The organism is Snodgrassella alvi, assembly GCF_002777855.1.
Lineage (GTDB): Bacteria > Pseudomonadota > Gammaproteobacteria > Burkholderiales > Neisseriaceae > Snodgrassella > Snodgrassella alvi_E.
The window spans coordinates 15,170-39,822 of the sequence record NZ_MEIK01000031.1 but is presented as its reverse complement, the minus strand read 5'-3'; the positions used below and the strand labels follow the sequence as shown (position 1 = coordinate 39,822).

At 42.0% G+C, this 24,653-nt stretch carries 20 protein-coding genes; 14 read left to right on the top strand and 6 right to left on the bottom strand.

Annotated elements, in window-relative coordinates; genetic code table 11:
- The 3 genes from BHC43_RS05605 to BHC43_RS05590 all read left to right on the top strand — a co-directional run.
- Nucleotides 1-910, top strand: a 910-nt coding sequence (locus tag BHC43_RS05605; protein ID WP_144078741.1) for a calcium-binding protein, incomplete at its 5' end; no start/stop codon positions are given.
- A gap of 2 nt (nucleotides 911-912) precedes the next feature.
- Nucleotides 913-1,158, top strand: a complete 246-nt coding sequence (locus BHC43_RS05600) for a hypothetical protein (RefSeq protein ID WP_100156760.1) — start codon at nucleotides 913-915, stop codon at nucleotides 1,156-1,158.
- Nucleotides 1,159-1,825: 667 nt separating this feature from the next.
- Nucleotides 1,826-5,194, top strand: a complete 3,369-nt coding sequence (locus tag BHC43_RS05590) for a calcium-binding protein (protein WP_180297430.1) — start codon at nucleotides 1,826-1,828, stop codon at nucleotides 5,192-5,194.
- Between the two features lie 191 nt (nucleotides 5,195-5,385).
- Here the strand turns inward: BHC43_RS05590 and BHC43_RS05585 are convergent, their stop codons facing one another.
- Both BHC43_RS05585 and BHC43_RS05580 read right to left on the bottom strand, forming a co-directional pair.
- Nucleotides 5,386-6,591 carry an acetate kinase gene (locus tag BHC43_RS05585; RefSeq protein WP_100141248.1) on the bottom strand — a complete coding sequence of 402 codons (1,206 nt, stop codon included), beginning with the start codon at nucleotides 6,589-6,591 and terminating at the stop codon, nucleotides 5,386-5,388.
- A 60-nt stretch (nucleotides 6,592-6,651) separates the two neighbouring features.
- Nucleotides 6,652-7,179, bottom strand: a complete 528-nt coding sequence (locus BHC43_RS05580; protein ID WP_257377992.1) for a C40 family peptidase — start codon at nucleotides 7,177-7,179, stop codon at nucleotides 6,652-6,654.
- Between the two features lie 329 nt (nucleotides 7,180-7,508).
- Here BHC43_RS05580 and BHC43_RS05575 point away from each other — a divergent pair, with 329 nt between their 5' ends.
- On the top strand, nucleotides 7,509-8,678 hold the full coding sequence (locus BHC43_RS05575; protein ID WP_100141249.1) for an NAD(P)H-dependent flavin oxidoreductase: 1,170 nt from the start codon (nucleotides 7,509-7,511) through the stop codon (nucleotides 8,676-8,678).
- Between the two features lie 188 nt (nucleotides 8,679-8,866).
- Nucleotides 8,867-10,054, top strand: a complete 1,188-nt coding sequence (gene dapC, locus BHC43_RS05570) for a succinyldiaminopimelate transaminase (RefSeq protein WP_100156757.1) — start codon at nucleotides 8,867-8,869, stop codon at nucleotides 10,052-10,054.
- Nucleotides 10,055-10,149: 95 nt separating this feature from the next.
- Here the strand turns inward: dapC and BHC43_RS05565 are convergent, their stop codons facing one another.
- Nucleotides 10,150-11,022, bottom strand: coding sequence for a YicC/YloC family endoribonuclease (locus BHC43_RS05565; RefSeq protein WP_257377991.1), 873 nt, complete (start codon nucleotides 11,020-11,022; stop codon nucleotides 10,150-10,152).
- Between the two features lie 162 nt (nucleotides 11,023-11,184).
- On the opposite strand from BHC43_RS05565, the gene rph reads away from it, so the two are divergent.
- From rph to xerD, 8 genes are all read left to right on the top strand, one after another.
- Nucleotides 11,185-11,922, top strand: a complete 738-nt coding sequence (gene rph / locus BHC43_RS05560) for a ribonuclease PH (protein ID WP_100156756.1) — start codon at nucleotides 11,185-11,187, stop codon at nucleotides 11,920-11,922.
- 204 nt (nucleotides 11,923-12,126) lie between these two features.
- Nucleotides 12,127-13,368 (top strand): aspartate kinase, encoded by a 1,242-nt coding sequence (locus tag BHC43_RS05555; protein WP_100141252.1) that lies wholly within the window; start codon nucleotides 12,127-12,129, stop codon nucleotides 13,366-13,368.
- 108 nt (nucleotides 13,369-13,476) lie between these two features.
- Nucleotides 13,477-14,409 carry a tRNA 2-thiocytidine(32) synthetase TtcA gene (gene ttcA / locus BHC43_RS05550; RefSeq protein WP_100156755.1) on the top strand — a complete coding sequence of 311 codons (933 nt, stop codon included), beginning with the start codon at nucleotides 13,477-13,479 and terminating at the stop codon, nucleotides 14,407-14,409.
- 6 nt (nucleotides 14,410-14,415) lie between these two features.
- A complete protein-coding gene (locus BHC43_RS05545) occupies nucleotides 14,416-15,654 on the top strand; it encodes an MFS transporter (RefSeq protein WP_100141254.1) in 1,239 nt (412 codons plus the stop codon).
- An 87-nt stretch (nucleotides 15,655-15,741) separates the two neighbouring features.
- On the top strand, nucleotides 15,742-16,125 hold the full coding sequence (locus tag BHC43_RS05540; protein WP_100152064.1) for a hypothetical protein: 384 nt from the start codon (nucleotides 15,742-15,744) through the stop codon (nucleotides 16,123-16,125).
- 38 nt (nucleotides 16,126-16,163) lie between these two features.
- Complete coding sequence (locus BHC43_RS05535) at nucleotides 16,164-16,610, top strand: peroxiredoxin (RefSeq protein ID WP_100141256.1); 447 nt, start codon at nucleotides 16,164-16,166, stop codon at nucleotides 16,608-16,610.
- Nucleotides 16,603-17,061, top strand: coding sequence for a methylated-DNA--[protein]-cysteine S-methyltransferase (locus tag BHC43_RS05530; RefSeq protein WP_100156754.1), 459 nt, complete (start codon nucleotides 16,603-16,605; stop codon nucleotides 17,059-17,061). The genes BHC43_RS05535 and BHC43_RS05530 overlap by 8 nt, the downstream gene beginning before the upstream one ends.
- A complete protein-coding gene (gene xerD, locus BHC43_RS05525; RefSeq protein ID WP_100152062.1) occupies nucleotides 17,055-17,954 on the top strand; it encodes a site-specific tyrosine recombinase XerD in 900 nt (299 codons plus the stop codon). Before BHC43_RS05530 ends, xerD begins: the two co-directional genes overlap by 7 nt.
- 285 nt (nucleotides 17,955-18,239) lie before the next feature.
- Here the strand turns inward: xerD and BHC43_RS05520 are convergent, their stop codons facing one another.
- From BHC43_RS05520 to tgt, 3 genes are all read right to left on the bottom strand, one after another.
- Entirely contained in the window at nucleotides 18,240-19,439 is a 1,200-nt protein-coding gene (locus BHC43_RS05520; protein ID WP_100156753.1) for a hypothetical protein, read from the bottom strand.
- 446 nt (nucleotides 19,440-19,885) lie between these two features.
- On the bottom strand, nucleotides 19,886-21,268 hold the full coding sequence (gene argH, locus BHC43_RS05515) for an argininosuccinate lyase (protein ID WP_100156752.1): 1,383 nt from the start codon (nucleotides 21,266-21,268) through the stop codon (nucleotides 19,886-19,888).
- Between the two features lie 113 nt (nucleotides 21,269-21,381).
- Complete coding sequence (gene tgt / locus BHC43_RS05510; RefSeq protein WP_100156751.1) at nucleotides 21,382-22,497, bottom strand: tRNA guanosine(34) transglycosylase Tgt; 1,116 nt, start codon at nucleotides 22,495-22,497, stop codon at nucleotides 21,382-21,384.
- A 243-nt stretch (nucleotides 22,498-22,740) separates the two neighbouring features.
- Here tgt and thrS point away from each other — a divergent pair, with 243 nt between their 5' ends.
- Nucleotides 22,741-24,648, top strand: coding sequence for a threonine--tRNA ligase (gene thrS / locus BHC43_RS05505; RefSeq protein WP_100156750.1), 1,908 nt, complete (start codon nucleotides 22,741-22,743; stop codon nucleotides 24,646-24,648).
- Nucleotides 24,649-24,653 lie beyond the last annotated feature (5 nt).

The following is a 24,653-nucleotide window of genomic DNA, read 5'->3' as shown; positions in this document are numbered from 1 at the left end:
CACGCTTAGCGGTGGCAACTATGAAAAAGACCGTTACGAATTCGAAGCCGGCCATGGGCACGATATCATTAAAGATACAGGAAATTATTATTATATCAATGACCTCAATGAAATTGTGTTCAAAGGTGCCAATTTCTCTGTCGATTATTTCAGTCGTTCCGGTGATGATTTAATCATCAAAGCCTATGGTGAGGACGATTCACTTACCCTGCCTAAATACTTTAACAATGGTCCTGACGAATATCGTTCTTTCAAATTTATTTTTGAAGATGTAACGCTTAACCCTCAGGATATTATTAATAAAATTACATTTACCCAGAATGGTGATGATAATGATAATATCATTACCGGATGGCAAACTAATGATATTATCCGCGGTGGTAAAGGAAATGATACCCTTTACGGTAAAGATGGCAATGATATCCTCTACGGTGAAGAGGGTAATGATACGCTTAGCGGCGATGCAGGCAATGATATCCTTTACGGTGGCGCTGGCGACGACATCCTAAATGGCGGTGCCGGCTACGATATCCTTATTGGCGGTACCGGCAATGACACGCTTAGCGGTGGCAACTATGAAAAAGACCGTTACGAATTCGAAGCCGGCCATGGGCACGATATCATTAAAGATACAGGAAATTATTATTATATCAATGACCTCAATGAAATTGTGTTCAAAGGTGCCAATTTCTCTGTCGATTATTTCAGTCGTTCCGGTGATGATTTAATCATCAAAGCCTATGGTAAAGAAGATTCACTTACCCTGCCTAATTATTTCGTCACTAATCCTGACCAATATCGTTCATTCAAATTTATTTTTGAAGATGTAACGCTTAATCCTCAGGATATCATTAATAAAATTACATTTATCCAGAATGGTGATGATAATGATAATATCATTACCGTATAAATATGGAAATAATCTTATCAACAGAGGTAAAGGAAAAGATAGCTTTACGTCAATGGAGTAATGATGCTTTAATCGGTGGTACATGCAATGATTATATGGAAGGTGACTATGGTAACGATACTTATGTTTTTGCCAAAGTTCATGGCCAAGATATCATTAATGATATTCAAGGTACTGCCGATACTATTCAATTTGCCGATGTTGATTTCGAAGAGGAATCTCTTACTAAGATAGCTTATTTCAATTAGAGAAATTCAAAGAAGAGAAGATATGCAATAAACAGGCATCACAATTATTGTGAGGCCTGTTTTTATATAAAAAACAAAATCCTTCAAATCTTTCACTATTGATTTAAATATCTTTGTTATTTTTTTGCGGTGACCTGCCCTATGCGTTCATAAGCTTATCTTCGGATAAACCAGTCCATGCACACTTCTACCAAAAATACTCACATTATAAAAGCCAAAGGATAAACACATGACTAGATGTATTCATTGGGGAACCAATCTGCCTAAACCCTTGATTAGCCTTTTAAATATTAAGTTATAAACAATATTTTATATTTGTTTTTTTATAACAAAAATTTCATAAATATTCTATCCAGAAAAAAATATTTGGATAATAAAATCATTGAACTATTGAAAAATCTCATTTGCAGAACTTATGTTAACTATGTTAATTTATGGGATATATTCATTAATTTATCATTTACTACAGAGACAGAATATAAAGCTTATGAAAAATTATTGTTTGCAGAAATTATCAAGATTGCCATAAAAAAACTTTACATAATTTTTTGGTTAATATAAGTAAACAATTCAAAGAAATTTAACTTAAATATTGAAATTAAAATTGGCATCACTTTTATTAAATTTCTCTTTATCACTTCTTTCAACCTACAAAATGAGCATAAGAATGAATAAAACTGTTAATAATATCCAAACTGGGAACGACTGGACTAAAGATCGCTATTTTTTTCAGCCAGGTCACGGACAAAGCATCGTAAGAGACAAAGGCAACGAATATGACAAAGCCCAATACAATGATCTAATTTTTACTCGAGCCTGTGCAAGCAATGCCACATTCAGCCGTTCTGGTAACGATTTAATCATCAAAGCTTACGGACCGGCAGATTATGTAATATTGCCTGATTACTTCAACCCCAATAACGCTTACAGCCGCGCATTCAACTTTGTCTTTACAGACAAAACTTTAAGCAGGAATGACATAGCCGCCATGACTTTTATGCTTAACGGCACCAATAATGATGATGTACTTTATGGATGGGAAAGCAACGACATTATCAATGGTGGAGCTGGTAACGACACCATCTATGGAGGCAGCGGCAACGATACCCTCAACGGAGACTCCGGAAATGATCATCTATACGGTGGCTATGGCAACGATATCCTCAATGGTGGTGATGGTGACGACTATCTGGAAGGTGAGCATGGAGACAACATGCTGGTTGGTGGAAATGGTAACGATATCCTGATAGGAAGTGATGATGGCTACAATGTTCTAATCGGCGGTACAGGTAACGATATACTGGCTGGAGGAGATGGTAAAGACCTCTATATTTTTCAAGCCGGCCATGGGCGGGATGTAATTAACGATAAAAGCAGCCAAACAGATGTAAGCAGTATTAATGATGTTAAATTTGAAAAAGCTTACGTAAAAAATGCCCTATTCAGCCGCTCTGGAAATAATTTAATTATTGAAGCTTATGGTGGCAATGATTCAGTGACTTTAACCGATTATTTCTGCCCCGATAGTCCGCAAAAGCGTGCCTTTAATTTTATATTCGAAGACAAAACACTTACTGTTGAAGACATTGCACAAATGACTTTTGTGATAAACGGTACTTGGATTGATGACATCATTACAGGCTGGGACAGTAAAGACATCATCAGTGGCTGGCTGGGAAATGACACGATTTACGGCGGAAAGGGTGACGATATACTCTATGGAGATGCCGGTGATGACTGGCTGTATGGCGAAGAAGATAACGACACTCTTAATGGTGGCGATGGAAATGATCATCTGTATGGTGGTAACGGTCAAGACGTACTTAATGGTGGCAGCGGTAATGATTTTCTGGATGGAGGAAATGGTAAGGATTTCTATATTTTCCAGTCCGGTCATGGACAAGATACCATTCAGGATAATAGTACAGACACTGATAAAACCCAGTTTAACGATGTTATTTTCGAAAATGCTTGTTTTGCTGATGCCAAATTCAGCCGCTCAGGTAATAATCTGATTATTAAAGCATATGGTGCTAAGGATTCCGTTACCCTCACAGATTTCTTTAATTCAGATAATCAATACAGCCGCTCGTTTAATTTTTTCTTTTCTGATAAAACATTAAGTATCAATGATATTGCTGCTATGACATTCACAATCGATGGCACCAGTGGAGACGATATACTTAAGGGCTGGGACAGCAACGATATCATTAACGGCGGATTGGGAAATGATATTATTTATGGCGGTAATGGCAACGATATTCTTAATGGAGACGATGGAAACGATAAACTCTATGGAGAAAATGGTAACGACTATTTAAGCGGTGGAGCCGGTGACGATTATCTTGATGGTGGCAATGGTAACGACATACTTATAGGTGGAAATGGCAATGATACCTTAATAGGAGGACATGGTTATGACATTTTGGATGGTGGAGCAGGAAACGACATTCTAAGTGGTGGAGACTGGGAAAAAGACCGATATATTTTTCAGGCCGGCCATGGTCAGGATATTATCAATGATTTAGGTTCAAGTACGGATAAAGAGCAATACAACGATGTTGTATTTGAAAATGCCTATATTCAAAATGTGATTTTTAGCCGCTCAGGCAATGATCTTATCATTAAAGCTTATGGTGGCAATGATTCTGTTACTTTGAGCAACTTTTTTAACCAAAGTAATACCGGCTATCGTGCTTACAATTTTGTTTTTGCCGACATAACTTTGCCAGCAGATATCATCAATAATATAAACATCTCAACAAACGGTACCGACGGTGATGATGTATTACATGGGTGGGAAGGTAACGACATCATCAACGGTAAAGCGGGAAATGATATCCTTTATGGAGGAAGTGGTAACGACATACTGAATGGTGATACCGGTAATGACAAACTCTATGGAGAAGATGGTAACGATATTCTGAATGGTGGTGATGGAGATGATTACCTTGATGGCGGTAATGGTGACGATATTCTTGTAGGCGGTAGCGGTGACGATATCCTGATAGGTGGAAATGGTTATGATGTACTAATTGGCGGTACTGGCAATGACATTCTTTCAGGTGAAGAAGGCAAAGACCTGTATATCTTTCAGGCAGGCCATGGACAGGATACGATATATGACAAAAGCCAATCTACAGAAGAATGCCAGTTTAACGACATAAAATTCGAAAAAGCATTATCTTCGAATGCTATATTTAGCCGCACAGGAAATAATTTAATTATTAAGGCTTATGGAAGTAATGATTCTGTTACTCTGGCTAATTATTTCGACCGCGAAAGCCCCTATACCCGTGCATTCAACTTTATTTTCGAAGATAAAACATTCACCGTCGATGATATTGCTAAAATGACATTCATAATTGAAGGTACAGATGCTGATGATGTGCTCAATGGATGGGACAGCAACGACATCATCAATGGCCGAAAAGGCAATGATGTTATTTACGGAGGTAAAGGCAACGATATTCTCTATGGGAATGAAGGTAATGACACTCTTTATGGAGAAGAAGGTGATGACAATATCAATGGTGGTAGTGGCAATGATATCCTTCTAGGAGGTGGCGGAAATGATTCACTCTTTGGTGAAGAAGGCTACGATATACTAAATGGAGGTGCTGGTAATGATTATCTCTATGGTGGCAATTTTGAAAGAGATATGTATATTTTCAATGCCGGCCACGGACAAGATGTAGTCAGCGATATGGCTGCAAATTCCCAACAAGGTGATATTCTGGCTTTCAAAGACTATAAAAGTAATGAATTGTGGTTTAGTCATAACGGCAATGATTTAATTATCAGCCATCTAGGCACTACAGATCAGGTGACGGTTAAAAACTGGTATCTTACTGATTACTGTCGCCAATACAGCATCACCACGGCTGATGGTAAAGAAATATTTGCCTCACAAATTCAGCAATTAGTGAATGCCATGTCATCCTTTAGTTCTGATTCGCAAAACATCCAATCAATAGATGAACAAAAGATGCTATTCAATCAGCAGGCAATCATTTCATCATACTGGGGAAATTAAATCTAAATCTTTAAAACCGATTTATTATTCAATAAAAGGAATCCTCCAAGGGATTCCTTTTTATTTTTCCGAAAAAATTACTTTGAATAAGCAAACATATAATTTAAAAATAAAACCGGCTAAGTAAAAATACAAAGCCAGTTTTACTTTACATCCTGAGATGTGTATCCATCCCAAACAAATATAAATTATTATAGGTGCATACCAGTTAGACGAGCAGTATCCTGAGCAATCATCAGCTCTTCATTGGTTGGAATCACCATCACGGATGCTTTACTATCTGCTGTGCTGATTACACCTGGCGTACCAAAGCAAGCTTCCATATTGGCATCATGATCCAGAATAAGACCGAACACATTCAGATAATTCACTACTTTTTCACGCATCATGGTAGAGTTTTCACCAATACCTCCGGTAAAGACCAGCGCATCAAGACTGCCACAAGCAACCATCATGCCGCCTACATATTTAGCTAAGCGGTAAGCAAAAACATCCAAAGCCAGCTCTGCCCCTTTATGTCCATTAGCGGCTGCTTCTTCCAGCATGCGGCAGTCATTGGACAGATTAGATAGACCGAGCAATCCGCTTTCCTTATTCAGCATTTCAGTAATCTGTTCGATGCTCATTTTGGCATTAGCAGCTAAGAATGAAAAAATACTTGGATCAATGTCACCACAACGGGTACCCATTACGAGCCCTTCAAGCGGAGTCAGACCCATGCTGGTATCCTGTGAACGGCCGTTTTTCACAGCTGTAATGGATGCACCATTGCCTAGATGAGCAATAACCATACTCATTTCATTGATATCACGCTTTAAAAAAGCAGCGGTTTCCTGTGCCACATAGCGATAGCTGGTACCATGAGCACCATAACGGCGCACACCATAACGAGTATATAGGGTAGATGGAATAGCATAGTGATAGGCATGTGGAGGCATAGTCTGATGAAATGCCGTATCAAACACCGCTACCTGTGGTAAGTCTGGAAATGCCTGCTGAGCAGCCTGAATACCCAGAATATGAGCCGGATTGTGTAATGGAGCCAACACAATACAGGCTTCTATATCTCGCATTACTTCAGGAGTAATCACTGTAGACTGAGTAAAACGTTCGCCACCATGAACCACACGGTGACCAATCGCTTTTACGCGATCGTATAGTCCTAAATCTTTCAGCTGTTCCAGCAAAGCCATAACAGCAGCTACATGGTCATGACTACCTGTCAAAGCATGTTTGTGTTTTTCACCATTTATTTTAAAAGTAATGAAAGCATCAGTATTGCCTACTTTTTCAGCCAGACAGCTCATTAAAACTTCTTTTTCGGCCACATCCATTACTGCAGCTTTCACGGAAGAACTGCCGCAATTAAGTACCAATACTAAATCTTGCTCACTCATGTTGTTGTCCTGTTTATTTTATTTACTCAGTTTCAAAAAGAAAGTTCATTCTTTTTTTGATTAACGGGCAAACAGCGTTCGTGCACCTGTAAAACGCTGGCTGAAATAGGGTTGATCCAGTCTGGCCGTACGAATCACACCGTTACTGGAAGGAGCATGAATAAATTCACCGTTACCGATATACAACCCCATATGAGAATACGTCTGACCCGAAGTATTGAAAAAAACCAAATCCCCGACCTCCAGATCGCGCGTACGAATTGGAGCAGAAACAGCGGCTATATCTCGAGCAGTACGGGGTAGCCTTACTTGCAAAGCTTGCTGGTAAACATATTGCACCATACCACTACAATCAAAACCATTATCACGGGTACTACCACCATATCGGTACGGGGTGCCTATCAGACTCAGGCTTTGCAGCATTAATTCCTGACTGCCTGCCCTGTGGCTGATTTTAGTAATCCGGATAGGAGCTAGATGGTGCTGACCGGCAATCTGAACTCTTTTACGTTTTCCGGTACCACAGGCCGAAAGAAACAGAATCAGCGCGCCTAAAACGGCACGCCGCTGTGCATTACATGCCATCATTCATTGATACCCTGTGTGATTAACTGATTCATCCCCACTACGGGAATATAACATGAGTTGGTAATAATTTCTCTAAGCAAAAAGGCTTAACTGATTATCATTACAATACCTAACCTTGTCGTACAAAACCCACAAAAGAGCTTACAAAGCCTGATTTAAACGCCCTTGCCGGCTTTTATTTTCTTGACAGTGGCTTTGTGCAAGAATAGAGTAGATACACTAATTAGTAAAAACCAGCTGAGAAACAGACGCCTGTCCGCTTTTTCAGCCGCAATTATAACACTTTAGTAGTAATGACACTCATCGGGCATTAAGAGACAGGAAGCAGCATGCAGGACTTTGCACCACTCATTATTCGCAATCATCATCTCATTCCGATAGTACAGGGAGGGATGGGCGTAGGTATTTCCGCGTCCAAACTGGCCAGTGCCGTAGCACGTGAAAATGGTGTTGGTACCATTGCAAGTGTAGATTTGCGTCATCTTCATCCCGATTTACTGGAACAATCTAAAGAAAATCCCACTCAGGAAAAATACGATACCCTCAACCGGATTGCTCTAGACCGAGAAATTAAAGCTGCCTTGGCACAGTCAGAAGGACGTGGCATGATTGCCGTAAATGTCATGAAAGCGGTAAAAGACCATCAGGCAATGGTACAACAAGCCTGTGAATCCGGTGCTCATGCAATCGTAATGGGTGCAGGCTTGCCATTAGATTTACCTGATATGACCGAAAATTTTCCTGACGTTGCTCTTTTGCCGATTTTGTCCGAATCCCGTGGTATCGCTATTGTCCTCAAACGCTGGATGAAAAAAAACCGGCTTCCGGATGCAATTGTAATTGAGCACCCAGCACATGCAGCCGGTCATCTTGGAGCTGCTACAGTAGCTGGAGTCAATGATGAACGCTTTGAATTCAAACGAGTTTTAACCGAAACATTTGAATTATTTAAAAAACTGGATTTAGAGCGGGAAAAAATTCCTTTAATCATCGCTGGTGGAATGGCCAACTTTCAGAAAATTTCCACTGCCCTGAAAGAATGGGGTGCCGCCGCAGTACAAATAGGTACAGCCTTTGCCGTTACGCAGGAAGGTGATGCACATATCAATTTCAAAAAAACACTGGCTGGTGCTGAAGGTGAACAAATAGTTGAGTTCATGTCTGTCGCCGGTTTACCAGCGCGCGGTGTCAAAACCAAGTTTCTAGACAGCTACTTGAAACGAGAAAGTGTTTTGCAGGCCAATGCCAAAGCAGATCCACGACGCTGTACACAAGGTATTAATTGTTTATCTGTATGTGGTCTACGTGATGGACTGGAAAAAGTCGGACAATTCTGTATTGACCTGAAGTTGGCTGCAGCTTGGCGCGGTGAAACTGACAAAGGTTTGTTTTTCCGCGGTAAAGATCCTTTACCTTTTGGCAATGCTATGCGTACTGTTAAAGAAACCATTGACTATTTATTAACCGGACATATACAGGCTGAACAAAAATCTGCCTGAGTGTTCATTTTGTTCATTAAGCCACTTAATATGTGGCTTTTTATTTATTCATTAGTTTTATACACACTTAGTACGCTTAAGTCTGCCAGCAACTGATATAAGCGCAGTAATAAAAATTACAACTTACTGCTGCGGTAAACAGATTGGTGGTAGTATCAAAGTATAGAAAATTTGATGCATATACCACTATGAATTCAAAACTAGAATTATTACAACCCTATCCTTTTGCCCGCCTGCGTAAATTAACGGATGGATTAGAACCGCCAGCCAATCTACAACCTATATCCTTACATATTGGCGAACCAAAGCATCCCACACCTGCAGTGCTTACGGACGCATTGCAGCAACATCTGGACGGACTTGCTGTATATCCCCTTACGGCGGGGATACCTGAATTAAAAGAAGCCTGCGCCCAGTGGCTAAACCGCCGATATGATGGTTTAAGTGTCAATGCTGAAAGTGAAGTGCTGCCAGTTTTAGGTAGTAGAGAGGCATTATTTGCTTTCACCCAAACCATTATAGATACAAGCAGCGAGTATAAACCTGTCGTAATTAGCCCTAATCCGTTTTATCAGATATATGAAGGAGCTGCTTTACTGGCTGGCGCACGAGTAGAATATGTCAATTGTCGGGCACCGCACTTCATGCCCCAATGGGAGGAAATTGATAGCAACACATGGTCGAAAGTGCAGTTGGTATTCGTTTGTTCACCAGGCAATCCAAGCGGTGCCGTCATGAATCTAGAAGAATGGCAGAAATTATTTGCACTACAAGACAAATATGGCTTTGTTATTGCTTCAGATGAATGTTATTCAGAAATTTACTTTGATGATAACAATAAGCCCTTAGGAGCTTTGCAGGCTGCAACACTATCGGGACGAACATTTAATAATTTAATTATGTTCACCAGCCTATCCAAACGCTCTAATGCACCAGGATTGCGTTCGGGCTTTGTAGCTGGCGACAGCAAACTCTTGTCCAGCTTTTTACTATACCGTACCTATCATGGTAGTGCCATGAGCCTACCAGTACAGTACGCCAGTATCGCTGCATGGAATGATGAACAGCATGTAATCGAAAACAGACAACTGTACCGAGAAAAATTCGATAAAGTCTTACCAATTTTACAGCGCAAATTCGCTATCCACAAACCTGATGCCTCTTTTTATTTGTGGCTATCAGTACCCGACTGCGATGATTTAGCCTTTACTCAAAAATTATGGCAAAAAGCAGCAATCAGAGTATTACCGGGTCGCTATCTTGCACGCAATACTCCTTATGGCAACGCTGGTGCCGGTTATGTCCGCATTGCATTGGTTTCCAGTGTAGAAGAATGCATTGAGGCTGCTAATCGAATGGTTAATTTGTCTTTCTAACAGCATCTTCAAACAAAAACTTAATAACATAAAACCAGAAATGCATGTATATGAATACAAATATTTCTGGTTTTAATTTTATAATGCTATAGCAATTATTCTACATTCTGTACCTGTTCACGCATTTGCTCGATCAGTACTTTCAACCCTACTGAAGCCTGAGTACATTCAATGGCAATGGCTTTACTGCCCAGCGTGTTCGCTTCACGGTTTAGTTCCTGCATCAGAAAGTCTAGACGCTTACCTACACTACCATTATGCTCCTGCAGAAGACGTCTTGTTTCAGCGATATGTGTATTTAGCCGATTTAGCTCTTCATCCACATCAGCCTTTTGCATAAACAGTACAAATTCCTGTTTCAGACGTTCTGCATCTACCTGTGCCACAGCTTCGCGTAAGCGTGTTTCGGACTTATTCATATAATCCTGTAATAATTGAGGAAACAGTTGCTGTATTGCGGCCACAATATCGCTCATATCATTTAGCCTGTTCAACAGATGCTGTTGCAGTTTCTCTCCTTCTCGAGCTCGAGCTGCTTTAAAATCGGTTAACACTTGTTTGAGTAATGTCCGCACGCCATTTAATAAAACATCCTCATCCTCTGAAGTGGCCATAAGCACACCCGGAAAATGCAGAATATCCGCCACTGTTAACTTACCTAAATCCTTATGCTGGCGACGCAACTGATGATTAAATGCAGCCAGCTGCTCTACCAATTGATGATTGATAGGCAGGCTTTCTGTATTCTGATTAGGTAATGTCTGAATCTGTATGCGGCATTCCAGTTTCCCACGAGCCACTTCCGCGCTGATTAATTCACGCATCTGTCCTTCAAAAGGACGTAATTCCTCTGGTACTTTAAACTGAATGTCTAGATAACGATGATTTACAGCCCTAAGCTCAATGTTGATTTGGCGACTACCAAATTGTCCTGAACCGTTTGCATAGCCAGTCATACTGTATAACATATTATTTTCCTTAAACCGTTTTTTCCTGCCTTGTATTATTCAAACTGGCAATTAAATCAAGTATAACGAAATCCGCTTAATTCTTAAAAGACCTAATTAGTATGATGAACAGCATACAAGTAATATAATATTTACTTTATCACTCTTTCCTGTCCTGCCAGCATGAAAACCAATACAGTACCTCACCGCACCAAACGTGCAAACGATGAACCGCGTCAACTGGCTATTGTTCCGCATTTTTTGCCCCATGCTGACGGTTCCGTACTTATCAGCTGCGGCAATACCAAAGTTATCTGCACAGCCACCATCGATGAAAATGTACCTCCTTTTTTGAAAGAAAGCGGACGTGGCTGGGTAACTGCAGAATATGGCATGCTGCCCGCCTCTGCCAACGGCCGCATGCGTCGCGAAGCTGTAGCTGGTAAACAGACGGGTCGAACACAAGAAATCCAGCGCCTGATTGGCCGTTCTCTACGCGCCGTGATGGACATGGAAAAATTGGGAAGCCGCCAAATACTGATTGATTGTGATGTAATTCAGGCTGATGGAGGTACCCGGACCGCTAGCATAAGTGGTGCTTTCGTCGCGATGTCTCTGGCTGTAAACAAATTGCTTACCCAAGGTATCATCAATGAAAAACCAATCCGTGAAGCAGTTGCCGCTATTTCTGTTGGCATGTTTAACAACACATTGTTACTTGACCTGGATTATCCAGAAGATTCAAACTGCGATGCTGACATCAACATTGTTATGACTGCATCAGAACAATTAGTGGAAATTCAGGGTACCGCAGAGGGTGCCACATTTAGTATCCAGCAGTTGAATCAGTTAATCAGTCTGGCACAAAAAGGCATCCGTTCTATTCTTGCTGCTCAGCAGCAAGCATTAAAAGCCAATTAATTCAAACAAATACAACTAACTATTATCTAAATTTAAAGATAATTTAAAACAAGCCGCTTGAATCTGACAAAATACTGATTCAGCGGCTTGTTTTTACATGATAAAAATGCTACAAAGAACGCCCTGACTGGATAAATAAGCAGATAGTGTTTACACAGTCTCTCCTTTTTTGACAATAAAACAACTCAGAAAGCAAGCAGTATTATGGCGTTAATCGTACAGAAATACGGCGGTACCTCAGTAGGTTCAGTAGAACGCATTAAAAACGTAGCGCGTCGGGTAGCACAGGCCAAAGCCAATGGTGATGATGTTGTCGTAGTGGTTTCCGCAATGAGTGGCGAAACCAATCGTTTAGTTGCACTGGCTCATGAAATACAGGAAAAACCCAATCCACGCGAAATGGATGTTGTACTTTCAACCGGAGAGCAAGTTACGATCGGCCTTCTAGCCATGGCTTTACACAGCATTGGAGTAGATGCCAAAAGCTATACCGGCTGGCAGGTAGCGGTAAAAACCGATTGCGCTCACACCAAAGCCAGAATCGATGCAATTGACGAAATTCGCATTCGTAGCGATCTGAATGCAGGTAAGGTTGTCATCATAGCAGGCTTTCAGGGTGTAAACGCCAACAACGACATCACTACGCTAGGCAGAGGCGGTTCTGATACCTCAGCTGTGGCTCTGGCCGCAGCATTGAAAGCAGACGAATGCCAGATATATACCGATGTAGACGGCGTCTACACAACCGACCCGCGGGTCGTACCAGAAGCACGGCGTCTAGAAACCATTTCATTTGAAGAAATGCTAGAACTGGCTAGTTTGGGGAGCAAGGTTTTGCAAATCCGTTCGGTAGAATTTGCCGGCAAATACAAAGTACGGCTGCGCGTCTTAAGCAGTTTGGAAAACAGTGGCAAAGGTACTTTAATAACGTTTGAAGAGGATCAAGATATGATGGAACATGCGGCAGTATCCGGTATTGCTTTTGATAAAAATCAGGCACGAATTAATGTGCGTGGTGTGCCGGATACACCGGGAATGGCTTCTCAGATACTCGGTGCCGTAGCCGATGCCAATATTGAAGTAGACATGATTATCCAGAATGTAGGTTCTGCAGGCACCACAGATTTCTCTTTCACCGTACCACGTAGCGATTATCAAAATACATTGGATATTCTGCATGAAGTGCAGAAAACTATCGGGGCCCGCGAAGTTTGCGGCGATGATACCGTATGCAAAGTTTCCATAGTTGGCATGGGCATGCGTTCACATGTAGGCATTGCCTCCACCATGTTCCGCACATTAGCTAAAGAAAACATCAATATCCAAATGATTTCTACTTCTGAAATCAAAGTATCCGTGTTAATTGATGAAAAATATCTGGAGCTGGCTACGCGCGTGCTACATCAAGTATTTGAGCTTGATAAAGAACCATCCCAAAGAAGTTAAAACATCTATTTAATTCTTGTAAAGTTCACAAACGGCCGGCCGAGTCACATCAGTCGGCCTCTAATTATTGTACAATGGCAGCTATTTGTTTAAATTATTGCTGCATCCATGTCCCATACACCAAAACACGAATACGAAAACAACAAGCTGATCAAACGGCTCCGTCATCAGGTTGGTGCTGCTATCAATGATTTTCAGATGATTGCAGACGGCGACAAAATCATGGTTTGCCTCTCTGGTGGCAAGGACAGCTATGCATTGCTGGATATCCTGCTGCGATTACAGAAATCCGCTCCTGTACGGTTTGAGATTCTGGCCGTTAATCTGGATCAGAAGCAACCAGGCTTTCCAGAACATATTTTGCCGAATTATCTGAGCAGTCTGAATGTCCCGTTTAAAATCATTGAAGAAGATACATATAGTGTTGTCAAACGCGTGATCAATGAAGGTAAAACTACTTGCGGGCTGTGCAGCCGATTACGGCGCGGCATTCTGTACCGAGTAGCAAAAGAAAATGGCTGTACCAAAATCGCTTTAGGACACCATCGCGACGACATTTTGGAAACCCTGTTTCTAAATATGTTCTATGGTGGCAAGCTTAAAGCCATGCCTCCCAAACTGTTATCAGATAATGGCGAGCACATCATTATCCGTCCTCTGGCTTATGTTAAAGAAAAAGACCTCATTCGCTTTGCACAAACCCAGAATTTCCCCATTATTCCTTGCAATCTTTGTGGCTCTCAGCCCAATCTGCAAAGACAGGTAATTAAAGATATGCTGCAACAGTGGGATAAAACATTTCCCGGACGGATTGAATCCATGTTTTCCGCCCTGCAGAACGTCATACCCTCTCATTTGGCAGACACTCAGTTATTTAACTTCGTAGCGTTGCAACAAGGACAAAAACTGCCACATGGTGGCGATACAGCTTTTGACCGTGAATATTATCCAAATACACCAACGCTGGCACAGACCGGCGAATTTACACAGCTTGCAACCACAGTAAAACCTATTATTAACATTTTAGATTCCCGACATTAAGCCCCTATGAATCAACCTAGAAAAAAATTAACCCCCGCAAAAGCCATGGTCGCCGCCATTAGTGGCTACGCCATGGATGGTTTCGACCTATTGATACTGGGTTTTATGCTCAGCGCCATTAGCACAGATCTTGGACTCAACGCTTCTCAGGCCGGTTCTCTCGTCACATGGACCCTAATTGGCTCAGTTGTTGGCGGCATTGTATTTGGTCACCTAAGCGACCGATTCGGCCGTGTGCGCATGCTCTCACTGACCATTCTTATGTTTGCCGTATTCACTGGCCTATGCGCCATTGCACAAGGCTACTATGATCTGCTGATATACCGAGCACTAGCTGGCATGGGCCTAGGCGGGGAATTCGGTATCGGCATGGCCATGATTGCAGAAGTCTGGCCAGCAGCAAAGCGCAATCGTGCATCAGCATTTGTCGGCATAGGCTGGCAGCTCGGCGTACTGGCTGCCGCATTCATTACCCCATTTTTGCTCAGCATTATTGGCTGGCGCGGTATGTTCTTAGTCGGATTGTTTCCTGCTGTGGCCTCTTACTTCATCCGTCACGATACCAGCGAACCAGAGCAATTTACCCGTGAACACAAAGTCAAAGGTGAGCTGTCTTTTTCAAATCGCCTGTGTTTACTGATCAAAGACCGTCAGACGGCCAAAACCAGCCTTGGCATCTTCATTCTCTGTGCAGTACAAAATTTCGGCTACTACGGTTTAATGATATGGATGCCCAGCTATCTGGCCAACAAACTGGGCTTCAGCCTCACTGCATCCGGTAATTGGACAGCAGTCACCGTAATCGGAATGATTATCGGCATCTGGCTATTTGGATTTCTCGCCGACCATTTTGCACGCTGGAAAATTTTTCTGATTTACCAAATAGGTGCCTTTATTATGGTGGCGCAGTATGCCCAATTACAGGATCCTACCGCCCTGCTAATCTGTGGGGCCATCATGGGACTATTTGTTAATGGCATGATTGGTGGTTATGGTGCCCTCATATCCGATAATTTCCCACCGCATGTGCGCGCTACAGCTCAGAACGTCCTCTTCAACCTTGGTCGCGGAGTTGGCGGTTTTGGACCACTTGTTATTGGTTTTTTTGTAAAAGAATGGTCTTTCTATGCCGCCTTGTGCTTACTAGCGTCCATCTATCTGTTAGACATCATAGCAACCCTGTGGCTGATACCAAAACACAACCAAACCCCATCCAAAGACGACAGCCTTGGCGTAATAGGCTGATAAACCAGCCTGACTGATTAATTTTTCCATCAGTGCAGTGGTACAATACCCTGCACTGATTTTTTAGCCATTATTCAACAAATAAACATGACCACACTAAACAAAATTATTCTCTTTACCGACAAAGACGGCTTTGCACGTTTTAAAGAAGAAAAAATCGAATTAAGCGAAGGCAATGAAAAAAGCCGCTTATCCACATGGATGAATGCGGAAGGTCTACAATTACGCCAAAGCCCAGTTGGCTTTGCCAGCGACTTTCACTGTACCAGCAAACCGCAATGGCTATTTGTACTACAGGGCATCATGGAAATCGGCTTGCGTGATGGTACAACCCGCCGCTTTGGACCTGGTGAATATTTCTATTCGGCAGATACCCTACCAACAGGCGTCTCATTTGATACAAATATTCACGGACATTGCAGCCGCCTGATTGGCGATAAGCCACTGATTACCGCTTTTATCCGTGACTAAATTAACAACATAAAAATCCATACAAAGGAAAATATAATATGTCAGAATCAATGCTTTTCACTCTGCCGGACGCTGAAGACAACAGCTTCAACATTGCCGAACACCTACCCGCCGTTGTCTATTTTTATCCCAAAGACAACACCCCCGGCTGTACAACCGAGGCACAGGAATTCAGCGCCTTACTACCTCAATTTAAACAACTTGGCTACAGCGTAGTGGGCATATCCCGCGATACAGAAAAAAGTCATCACAACTTCATTTGCAAATATCAACTCAACGTCACCTTGTTATCAGATTGCGAAGAAAATGTATGCCGACAGTTTGACGTACTCAAAGAAAAAAACATGTATGGCAAAAAAGTATTCGGCATAGAAAGAAGCACCTTCATTCTAGATAAAAATGGCAATATTGTGCAGGAATGGCGCAAAGTCAAAGCTGCCGGCCATGCTCAGATCGTTTTAGACACCCTACAAAATCATGTCTAGTTACCTCTACAATGCCCCTTGCTGCCCGCTAATTGTAGATTGTTACCCGCTGAATAACATACAAGGCATACGCTGGCAAAAAGACACAACAGAAAAAATGCCCGAATTAACCGGTTTCTGGGCACAACAGCTTGACGCTTATTTTGCCGGCACCCTGCACAATTTCAACCTCCCACCCTCATCCGCAGGTACTGAATTTCAGCAGCGTGTCTGGCAGGTTATCGCCTCCATACCATATGGGCAGGTAGTCACCTACGGCGACATAGCGCGCCAATTGGGCAGCGCCCCCAGAGCTGTGGGGCAAGCTTGTGGTAAAAATCCTTTACCTATTATCATTCCCTGTCACCGAGTAATTTCAGCTACTGGTCTAGGTGGATTCAGTCTGAGCAACGATAGTTTCGAACTGGGTATCAAACGCTGGCTACTTACCCATGAAAATGCCACATGCTAACCCAAGCCTTACCAGCAGAATTGCTCGAACCAATTGAATCATTACTAGAGCATTTATGGCTGAGTGAACAACTGGCTTTTAACACTCTCGAAAGCTACCGACGCGATCTAAGCAAAATAGCCCGACGCTTACATGCACAGCAACTGAACTGGTTCAACGTAGACACGTTATCACTGGCCACTGCTCTATTTGTAGATACAGAAAAGCCATCATCACAAGCGCGCGCCTTGTCAGCATGCAAACGACTGTTTAGTTGGATGCAAGAATACAATCGGCGGCAGGATTTACCCACAGAGCAACTTCAGATGCCGAAAAAAGGGCAGCATCTGCCCGATATTATATCTGAAAGCCAGATAGATGCCTTGCTAGCAGCTCCAGATACTGATTCTATACATGGTTTGCGCGATAAAGCTTTACTCGAACTAATGTACGCCACCGGATTACGTGTCAGCGAAGCTGTCAACCTGCACATAAACGAAATTGATTTACAAAACGGCTTACTTAGCACCATCGGTAAAGGCAACAAGCAACGCATGGTACCTCTTGGCGAAGAAGCCACAGACTGGTTACAAAACTACTTTACACATGCCAGACCTGCCTTACTTAAAGGAAAAGCATGTGATGCCGTATTTGTCAGCCAGAAAAAAACCGCCATCAGCCGCCAGCTTGCTTGGATGATTGTAACCAAATATGCAAGCGCTGCCGGTATTCATCATCTTAGTCCGCATGGATTACGCCATGCCTTTGCCACACATCTGGTTAATCACGGAGCCGATTTGCGCGTCGTCCAGCTTCTGCTGGGACATGCAGACATAGGGACCACCCAAATCTATACTCACGTTGCCAATGAACGCCTGAAACAACTGGTACATGAGCACCACCCACGTGGCTAAAACAATTTATATTCAAGTGAAAATTTTATTTTATATAAATATCTTACCAACCAGTCGACTAGTTGCCTAATCTGAAAGAGCCGGAATCAGTTTATTTAATACATCATAATGACATCAAAAAGTGATTAGAAGCTAACTTTCAAAATCTTTTATTTAACCTAGTTACTTCAACTTTTTTCATGCTGAGCCCAAACGGACACATAATGCTTCATCCATAAAATAGCCAGCACGCATTGCATACTGGCCACACTATATTCAAACTAACAATACCAACACCAAATAATATTAAAATAAACCTAAGCCAGATCCAATATTCACAGAATTCTGTGGCGTAGGCTGCATCGTAAATTTCGGACTTCCGGTATAGTCAAACTTGATCTGATAGTCCATTTTAATTGCTTGCTTAAATTCTTTAACTTTATCCAAAGGAATTTCCATTTCAGTTCTCATCCCAGTAATACGTCCCTTAGAATCCAAATAAAAATTATATATAATCGGTGAAGAATTATTTCTCAACTGCTGAATAAAATAAGCAGCTGGTACACCAGACCTCCCATTATCATAACCAGCATAGATAGCCGTTAAACCATCAACAACATTTTGTAAAACCGCATAATCCTGAGGTTGATATTTACTATCTGATCCAGCTTTAGCAGCAGCCTGCTTCAAACTTTCAGAAATGCTTTTCAGCATAGCTATATCATACTTCAAGCTCATTGCATAGTTTGAATTCAGCCTAACCTGATATTTAGCATCCAGATTTTTACCGAATTCATCTACATCAACCTTTGTAAATGCATTTGCATCAATAGCAGCATAACCATCATCTACAGATTTAGGTAGGCTTTTAAGCAAATCTTCAACCGGTAAATGCACCAGTCTTTCTTGTGGCACTGCTAATTGCAAATATCTGTCACCTACTACTCGAGTAGGATTTGATTGCTCATTCATAATATCTGAGATATTAGTTATGGCAGAGGCATCCACGTACAATGCTAAATTATTAAAATCTATATAGGTTGGAAATTTATAAGAAACTAAAGCATTTTTGTTTTCATAGCGCAATTCCGGAATAACTTCTATACGTCCTTTCGGCATATCCACTGCACCGGTAAAAGGAATGGTAAAAGATTTACTCAATAAATTTAGTACCTTATTTAACGACTTCATTTGCTTCTTATAGTAATCTCTTTCATCTGCAACTTCTGCTTCTTCATCCGAATTCGAATCTAAATCCACGTCAAAAGCATCACTTGCTTTATGTTCAATTACATCAGAATTTTTATCAGCTATATCTTCATTAACCTGATTTGGTACATCTAGTTTAAGCGTGCCCGAAAAATTGTACTGATTGTCCTCTTTCATCATCCTCTGCATACCAGCGCGAACCATTTTATCAGGAGATTGTTCTATCTTAGACCCACATGCAGATAACAATCCGCCCACAGTAAGCGCCAAAATTAATTTAGTCATTTGTGATTGCATAGTTTTCCCTTGAAAAAAATTCAAAAAAATTTAAGTACGTTAATTATTGTAAATGATATACGCAAACTATACCAGCTAATCATCAATTTCATGTATTGCTAAAATCAAATATGATTTATCACCATATAATCAATTCCAAATAAACCTATCTGTAATTATATTTAATAAATACCTAATAAACAGCAAATTACCTGAAACATCATTTACTTATAACTTCTGACTGCATTAAACAATGACATCAATACACACCATGTCACCTTATTTCTGATTTTCGCATACATCGTAAAATGGCACTTATCAATCACAATAGATTAAAAACCGACAATTGCTCATAACCATAAAAAAACATGACATAAAAATATTTGAATATTTTTCCGGATATAAAAAAACAGACAGAAAAATCTGCCTGTTTTTTCAATAAGACTTATCAGATCATACAATCAGAACTAACTACTCTGTAAACACTTACGCCAGCGAGCCACCTGTGCCCGAACCTGCTCAGGTGCCGTACCACCTATATGATTACGAGCATTCAAACTGCCTTCCGGCGATAATACCTGATAAACATCTTCCTTAATCAAACCAGAGAAAGACTGCAGCACATCCAGAGGTAATTCGCTTAATTCTTTTTGCTGTTCTTCAGCAAGACGTACAGCACGTGCCACCACCTCATGACTGTCACGAAATGGTAAACCCTTTTTCACCAAATAATCAGCTAGATCAGTTGCCGTAGCAAAACCCTGTAAAACCGCTGCTCGAAGATTTTTAGGCTTCACACTCACACCACGCATCATATCGGCATAAATCCGTAGTGTGTCAACCAACGTATCTACCGTATCAAAAAGAGGTTCCTTGTCTTCTTGATTGTCCTTGTTATAAGCCAATGGCTGCGATTTCATCAAGGTAATCAGCCCCATCAAATGTCCGACCACCCGCGCACTTTTTCCGCGCACAAGTTCCGGTACATCCGGATTTTTCTTTTGCGGCATAATGCTCGACCCTGTACAGAAACGGTCGGCAATATCAATGAAGCCGAAGCACGGACTCATCCAATATATCAGTTCCTCACTCAGCCTTGAAAGATGCATCATAAGAATCGATGCGGCTGCAGCAAACTCAATAGCAAAATCCCGATCTGATACCGCATCCAAAGAATTTTGACATATAGCCTCAAAGCTCAGTAATTGCGCTGTCACTTCCCGATTTATCGGAAAAGTTGTCCCTGCCAGCGCGGCCGCACCCAGAGGCATCCGGTTTACTCGATGGCGGCAATCTTGCATTCGCTCGCAGTCCCGTCCCAGCATTTCCACATACGCCAGCATATGATGCCCAAAGCTAACAGGCTGAGCCACCTGCATATGCGTAAAGCCAGGCATCACCACCTCTGCATTTTTTTCAGCCAAATCAACCAGCGCAGACTGCAAATCATTGATAAGCAACACAATACGGTCAATTTCCTCACGCAGCCATAAACGGATATCCGTCGCTACCTGATCATTGCGACTTCGACCGGTATGTAGACGTTTACCGGCATCACCGACTTTCTGCGTAAGCAGATGTTCCACATTCATATGAACATCTTCCAAATCAACTGACCAGTTGATTTTACCGGCAGCAATTTCATGTAGAATTTCCCGCATACCCTGCTGAATTGCGTTCAAATCTTCCGCACTAAGCACACCAGCCTGCTGCAACATCTGCGCATGTGCCAGAGAACCCTCAATATCACATTGAGCAAGACGCTGATCAAAAGTAATCGATGCAGTGTACTGCTTTACCAGCTCACTAACCGGCTCATGAAAACGGCCCGACCAGGCTTTTTCACCCATACAACTTTCTCCACTATATTCTATAAAAACACAAAACATTGCTGACAAACTTCAACTATCAGCAACAAAATATATACACTTACAAAACAGCATCACTCCCAACAGACACAAACCTACAAAACACCTCGGGCACGATCAGCATGAAAACGCATTTGAAATTCATTAAATTTACCCGCTTCAATAGCCAGACGCATTTCTGCAGTCAGAATCTGATAATAGCGTAAATTATGAATAGTATTTAATTGAGCACCCAGAATCTCACCCACACGCTGCAAATGATGCAGATAAGCACGACTGAAATGCTGGCAAGTGTAACAATCGCAGCTTTCATCCAGCGGGCGCTGGTCATGGCGATAGATAGCATTACGGATTTTCACATCTCCAAAGCGTGTAAACAGCCATCCATTACGCGCATTTCGTGTTGGCATCACACAATCAAACATATCAATACCATACGCCACACCATATACTAAATCTTCTGGCGTACCCACACCCATCAGATAGTGTGGTTTATTCGCCGGAAGTTTAGGTCCAATAGCACGTAAAATACGATACATCTCAGGTTTTGGCTCTCCCACCGAAAGACCACCTACAGAGAGACCAGGAAAACCGATTTCTTCCAAACCAGCAAGCGACTGCTCACGCAGGTCTTCATACATTCCGCCTTGCACAATACCAAACAAAGCATTCGGATTATTCAGACGTTCAAATTCGTTTTTACTACGTTCCGCCCAACGCAAACTCATCTGCAAAGATTTTTCTGCTTCTCTTGCATCCACATTTCCATCAGGGCATTCATCCAGCTGCATTACAATATCAGAATTCAGCACCGTCTGAATCTGCATGGATATTTCAGGTGATAAAAACAGCTTGTCGCCGTTAATAGGACTGCGGAAAGTACACCCTTCTTCTGTTAGCTTCCGCATTTGCGCTAGCGAAAACACCTGAAAACCACCTGAATCCGTTAATATCGGCCGCTTCCATCCTATAAAATCATGCAGACCACCAAAATCACGGATAACATCCAAACCCGGTCGCAGCCAAAGATGAAACGTATTACCCAGAATAATCTGCGCCTTAATTTCCTCTAGAGTACGTGGCGACATCGCCTTTACTGAACCATAAGTTCCCACCGGCATAAAAACCGGCGTCTCCACCGTACCATGATTCAATTCAAGCGTACCACGGCGCGCAAAACCATCCGTACGCTGTAAAGTAAATTTCAGCATATAACTTATTTAATATCAAAAAATATGACAGAATTTCCCATTATAGCCCAAACCTACACATTTCGCCGGGCAAGCATTGCCAAGCAAAAACCAAATCGTTAAAATAAATTCCTTAACTAAAGCGAAAGTTCATCAGAACTGACGCATTAAATTATCCCATTAATTTATAAATATAAACAAAAGCGGCCATTTGATATTCTCACTCGTAACAAACGAGACCGGTCTGTTGTTTGTGGAGTATGCATGTTAAACATTACCTTGCCAGACGGCTCAGTTCGTCAGTTTGAAGCGCCATTAAGCATTGCCGACATTGCCGCTTCCATAGGTACAGGCTTAGCCAAAGCCGCCATTGCCGGTAAAGTTAATGGCAAATTGGTAGATACATGTGATCAAGTAACAGAAGATGCTCAAGTCAGCATCATTACTGCCAAAGACAAAGAAGGTGTCGATATTATTCGTCACTCCTGTGCTCATCTGGTTGGCCATGCTGTAAAGCAGCTTTATCCTGATGCCAAAATGGTTATCGGCCCAGTAATCGAAGATGGGTTTTATTACGACATCTGGTACGAACGTCCCTTTACGCCCGAAGATATTGCAGCAATTGAAGCCCGCATGAAAGAACTGATTGCACAGAATTATGACGTAATCAAAAAAGTTACACCACGGGATGAAGTTATCAGAGTATTCACTCAGCGACACGAAGATTACAAACTGCGCCTGATTGAAGACATGCCTGATGAAAAAGCCATGGGTCTATATTATCATCAGGAATATGTAGATATGTGTCGCGGTCCGCATGTTCCCAACACCCGCTTTCTTAAAAACTTCAAACTCACAAAACTTTCAGGCGCCTATTGGCGTGGTGATGCTAAAAACGAACAGTTACAGCGTATTTACGGCACCGCATGGGCTTCCAAGGAAGATTTGAACGCCTACATCCAACGTATAGAAGAAGCAGAAAAACGTGACCACCGCAAACTGGCCAAACAAATGGATTTATTCCATTTGCAGGACGAAGCACCGGGCATGGTATTCTGGCATCCCAAGGGCTGGTCATTATGGCAGATAATCGAACAACACCTGCGTCGTGAACTAGCAGCTGCTGGCTATCAGGAAATCAAAACCCCAATGATTATGGATCGCAGCCTTTGGGAAAAATCCGGTCACTGGGATAATTACAAAGAAAACATGTTTATTACCGAATCGGAAAAACGTGTTTACGCAGTAAAACCCATGAATTGTCCTGGTCATATTCAAATTTTCAATCAGGGTTTACGCTCTTATCGCGACCTTCCCTTGCGTCTGGCCGAATTCGGTTCCTGTCACCGAAATGAACCTTCTGGCGCCCTGCACGGACTGATGCGCGTACGTGGCTTCACACAAGACGACGCTCATATTTTCTGTACCGAAGACCAGATAGTCAGTGAAGCCAAAGCATTCAACGAACTGGTCATGCGCATTTACCGCCAGTTTGAATTCAATGATGTATCGGTTAAATTATCCCTGCGGCCTGAAAAACGTGCCGGTTCTGATGCCATATGGGACAAAGCGGAACAGGGTTTACGCGAAGCTCTGACTGCCTGTGGCGTTACATGGGAAGAATTACCCGGTGAAGGCGCATTCTACGGCCCGAAAGTAGAATATCATATTAAAGACGCATTAGGCCGTTCGTGGCAATGTGGCACTATCCAGCTGGATTTTGTATTACCGGAGCGTCTAGGTGCAGAATATGTCACCGAAGAAAACGGCCGCGCCCGACCAGTAATGCTACATCGAGCCATTTTAGGTTCATTAGAACGTTTTATTGGTATTCTGATTGAACATCATGCCGGCGCATTTCCGCTTTGGTTAGCACCGGTACAAATGGTGATTATGAATATCACTGAAGCACAGACAGAATATTGTCAACAACTTGCCACGCGATTAACCGCAGAAGGCTTCCGCGTGCATTTAGACTTGCGTAATGAGAAAATTGGATACAAAATCCGAGATAACAGTACGCAACGCCTTCCCTATCAACTGGTTATAGGCGAGAAAGAAAAACAGGACAACAAGGTTGCCGTACGCAAACGCGGCGGTGAAGATTTGGGTCAGATGGATATTGAAACTTTCATTAGCCAGCTGAAACAAGAAGCCTTGTCTCTTCATTAAACGTG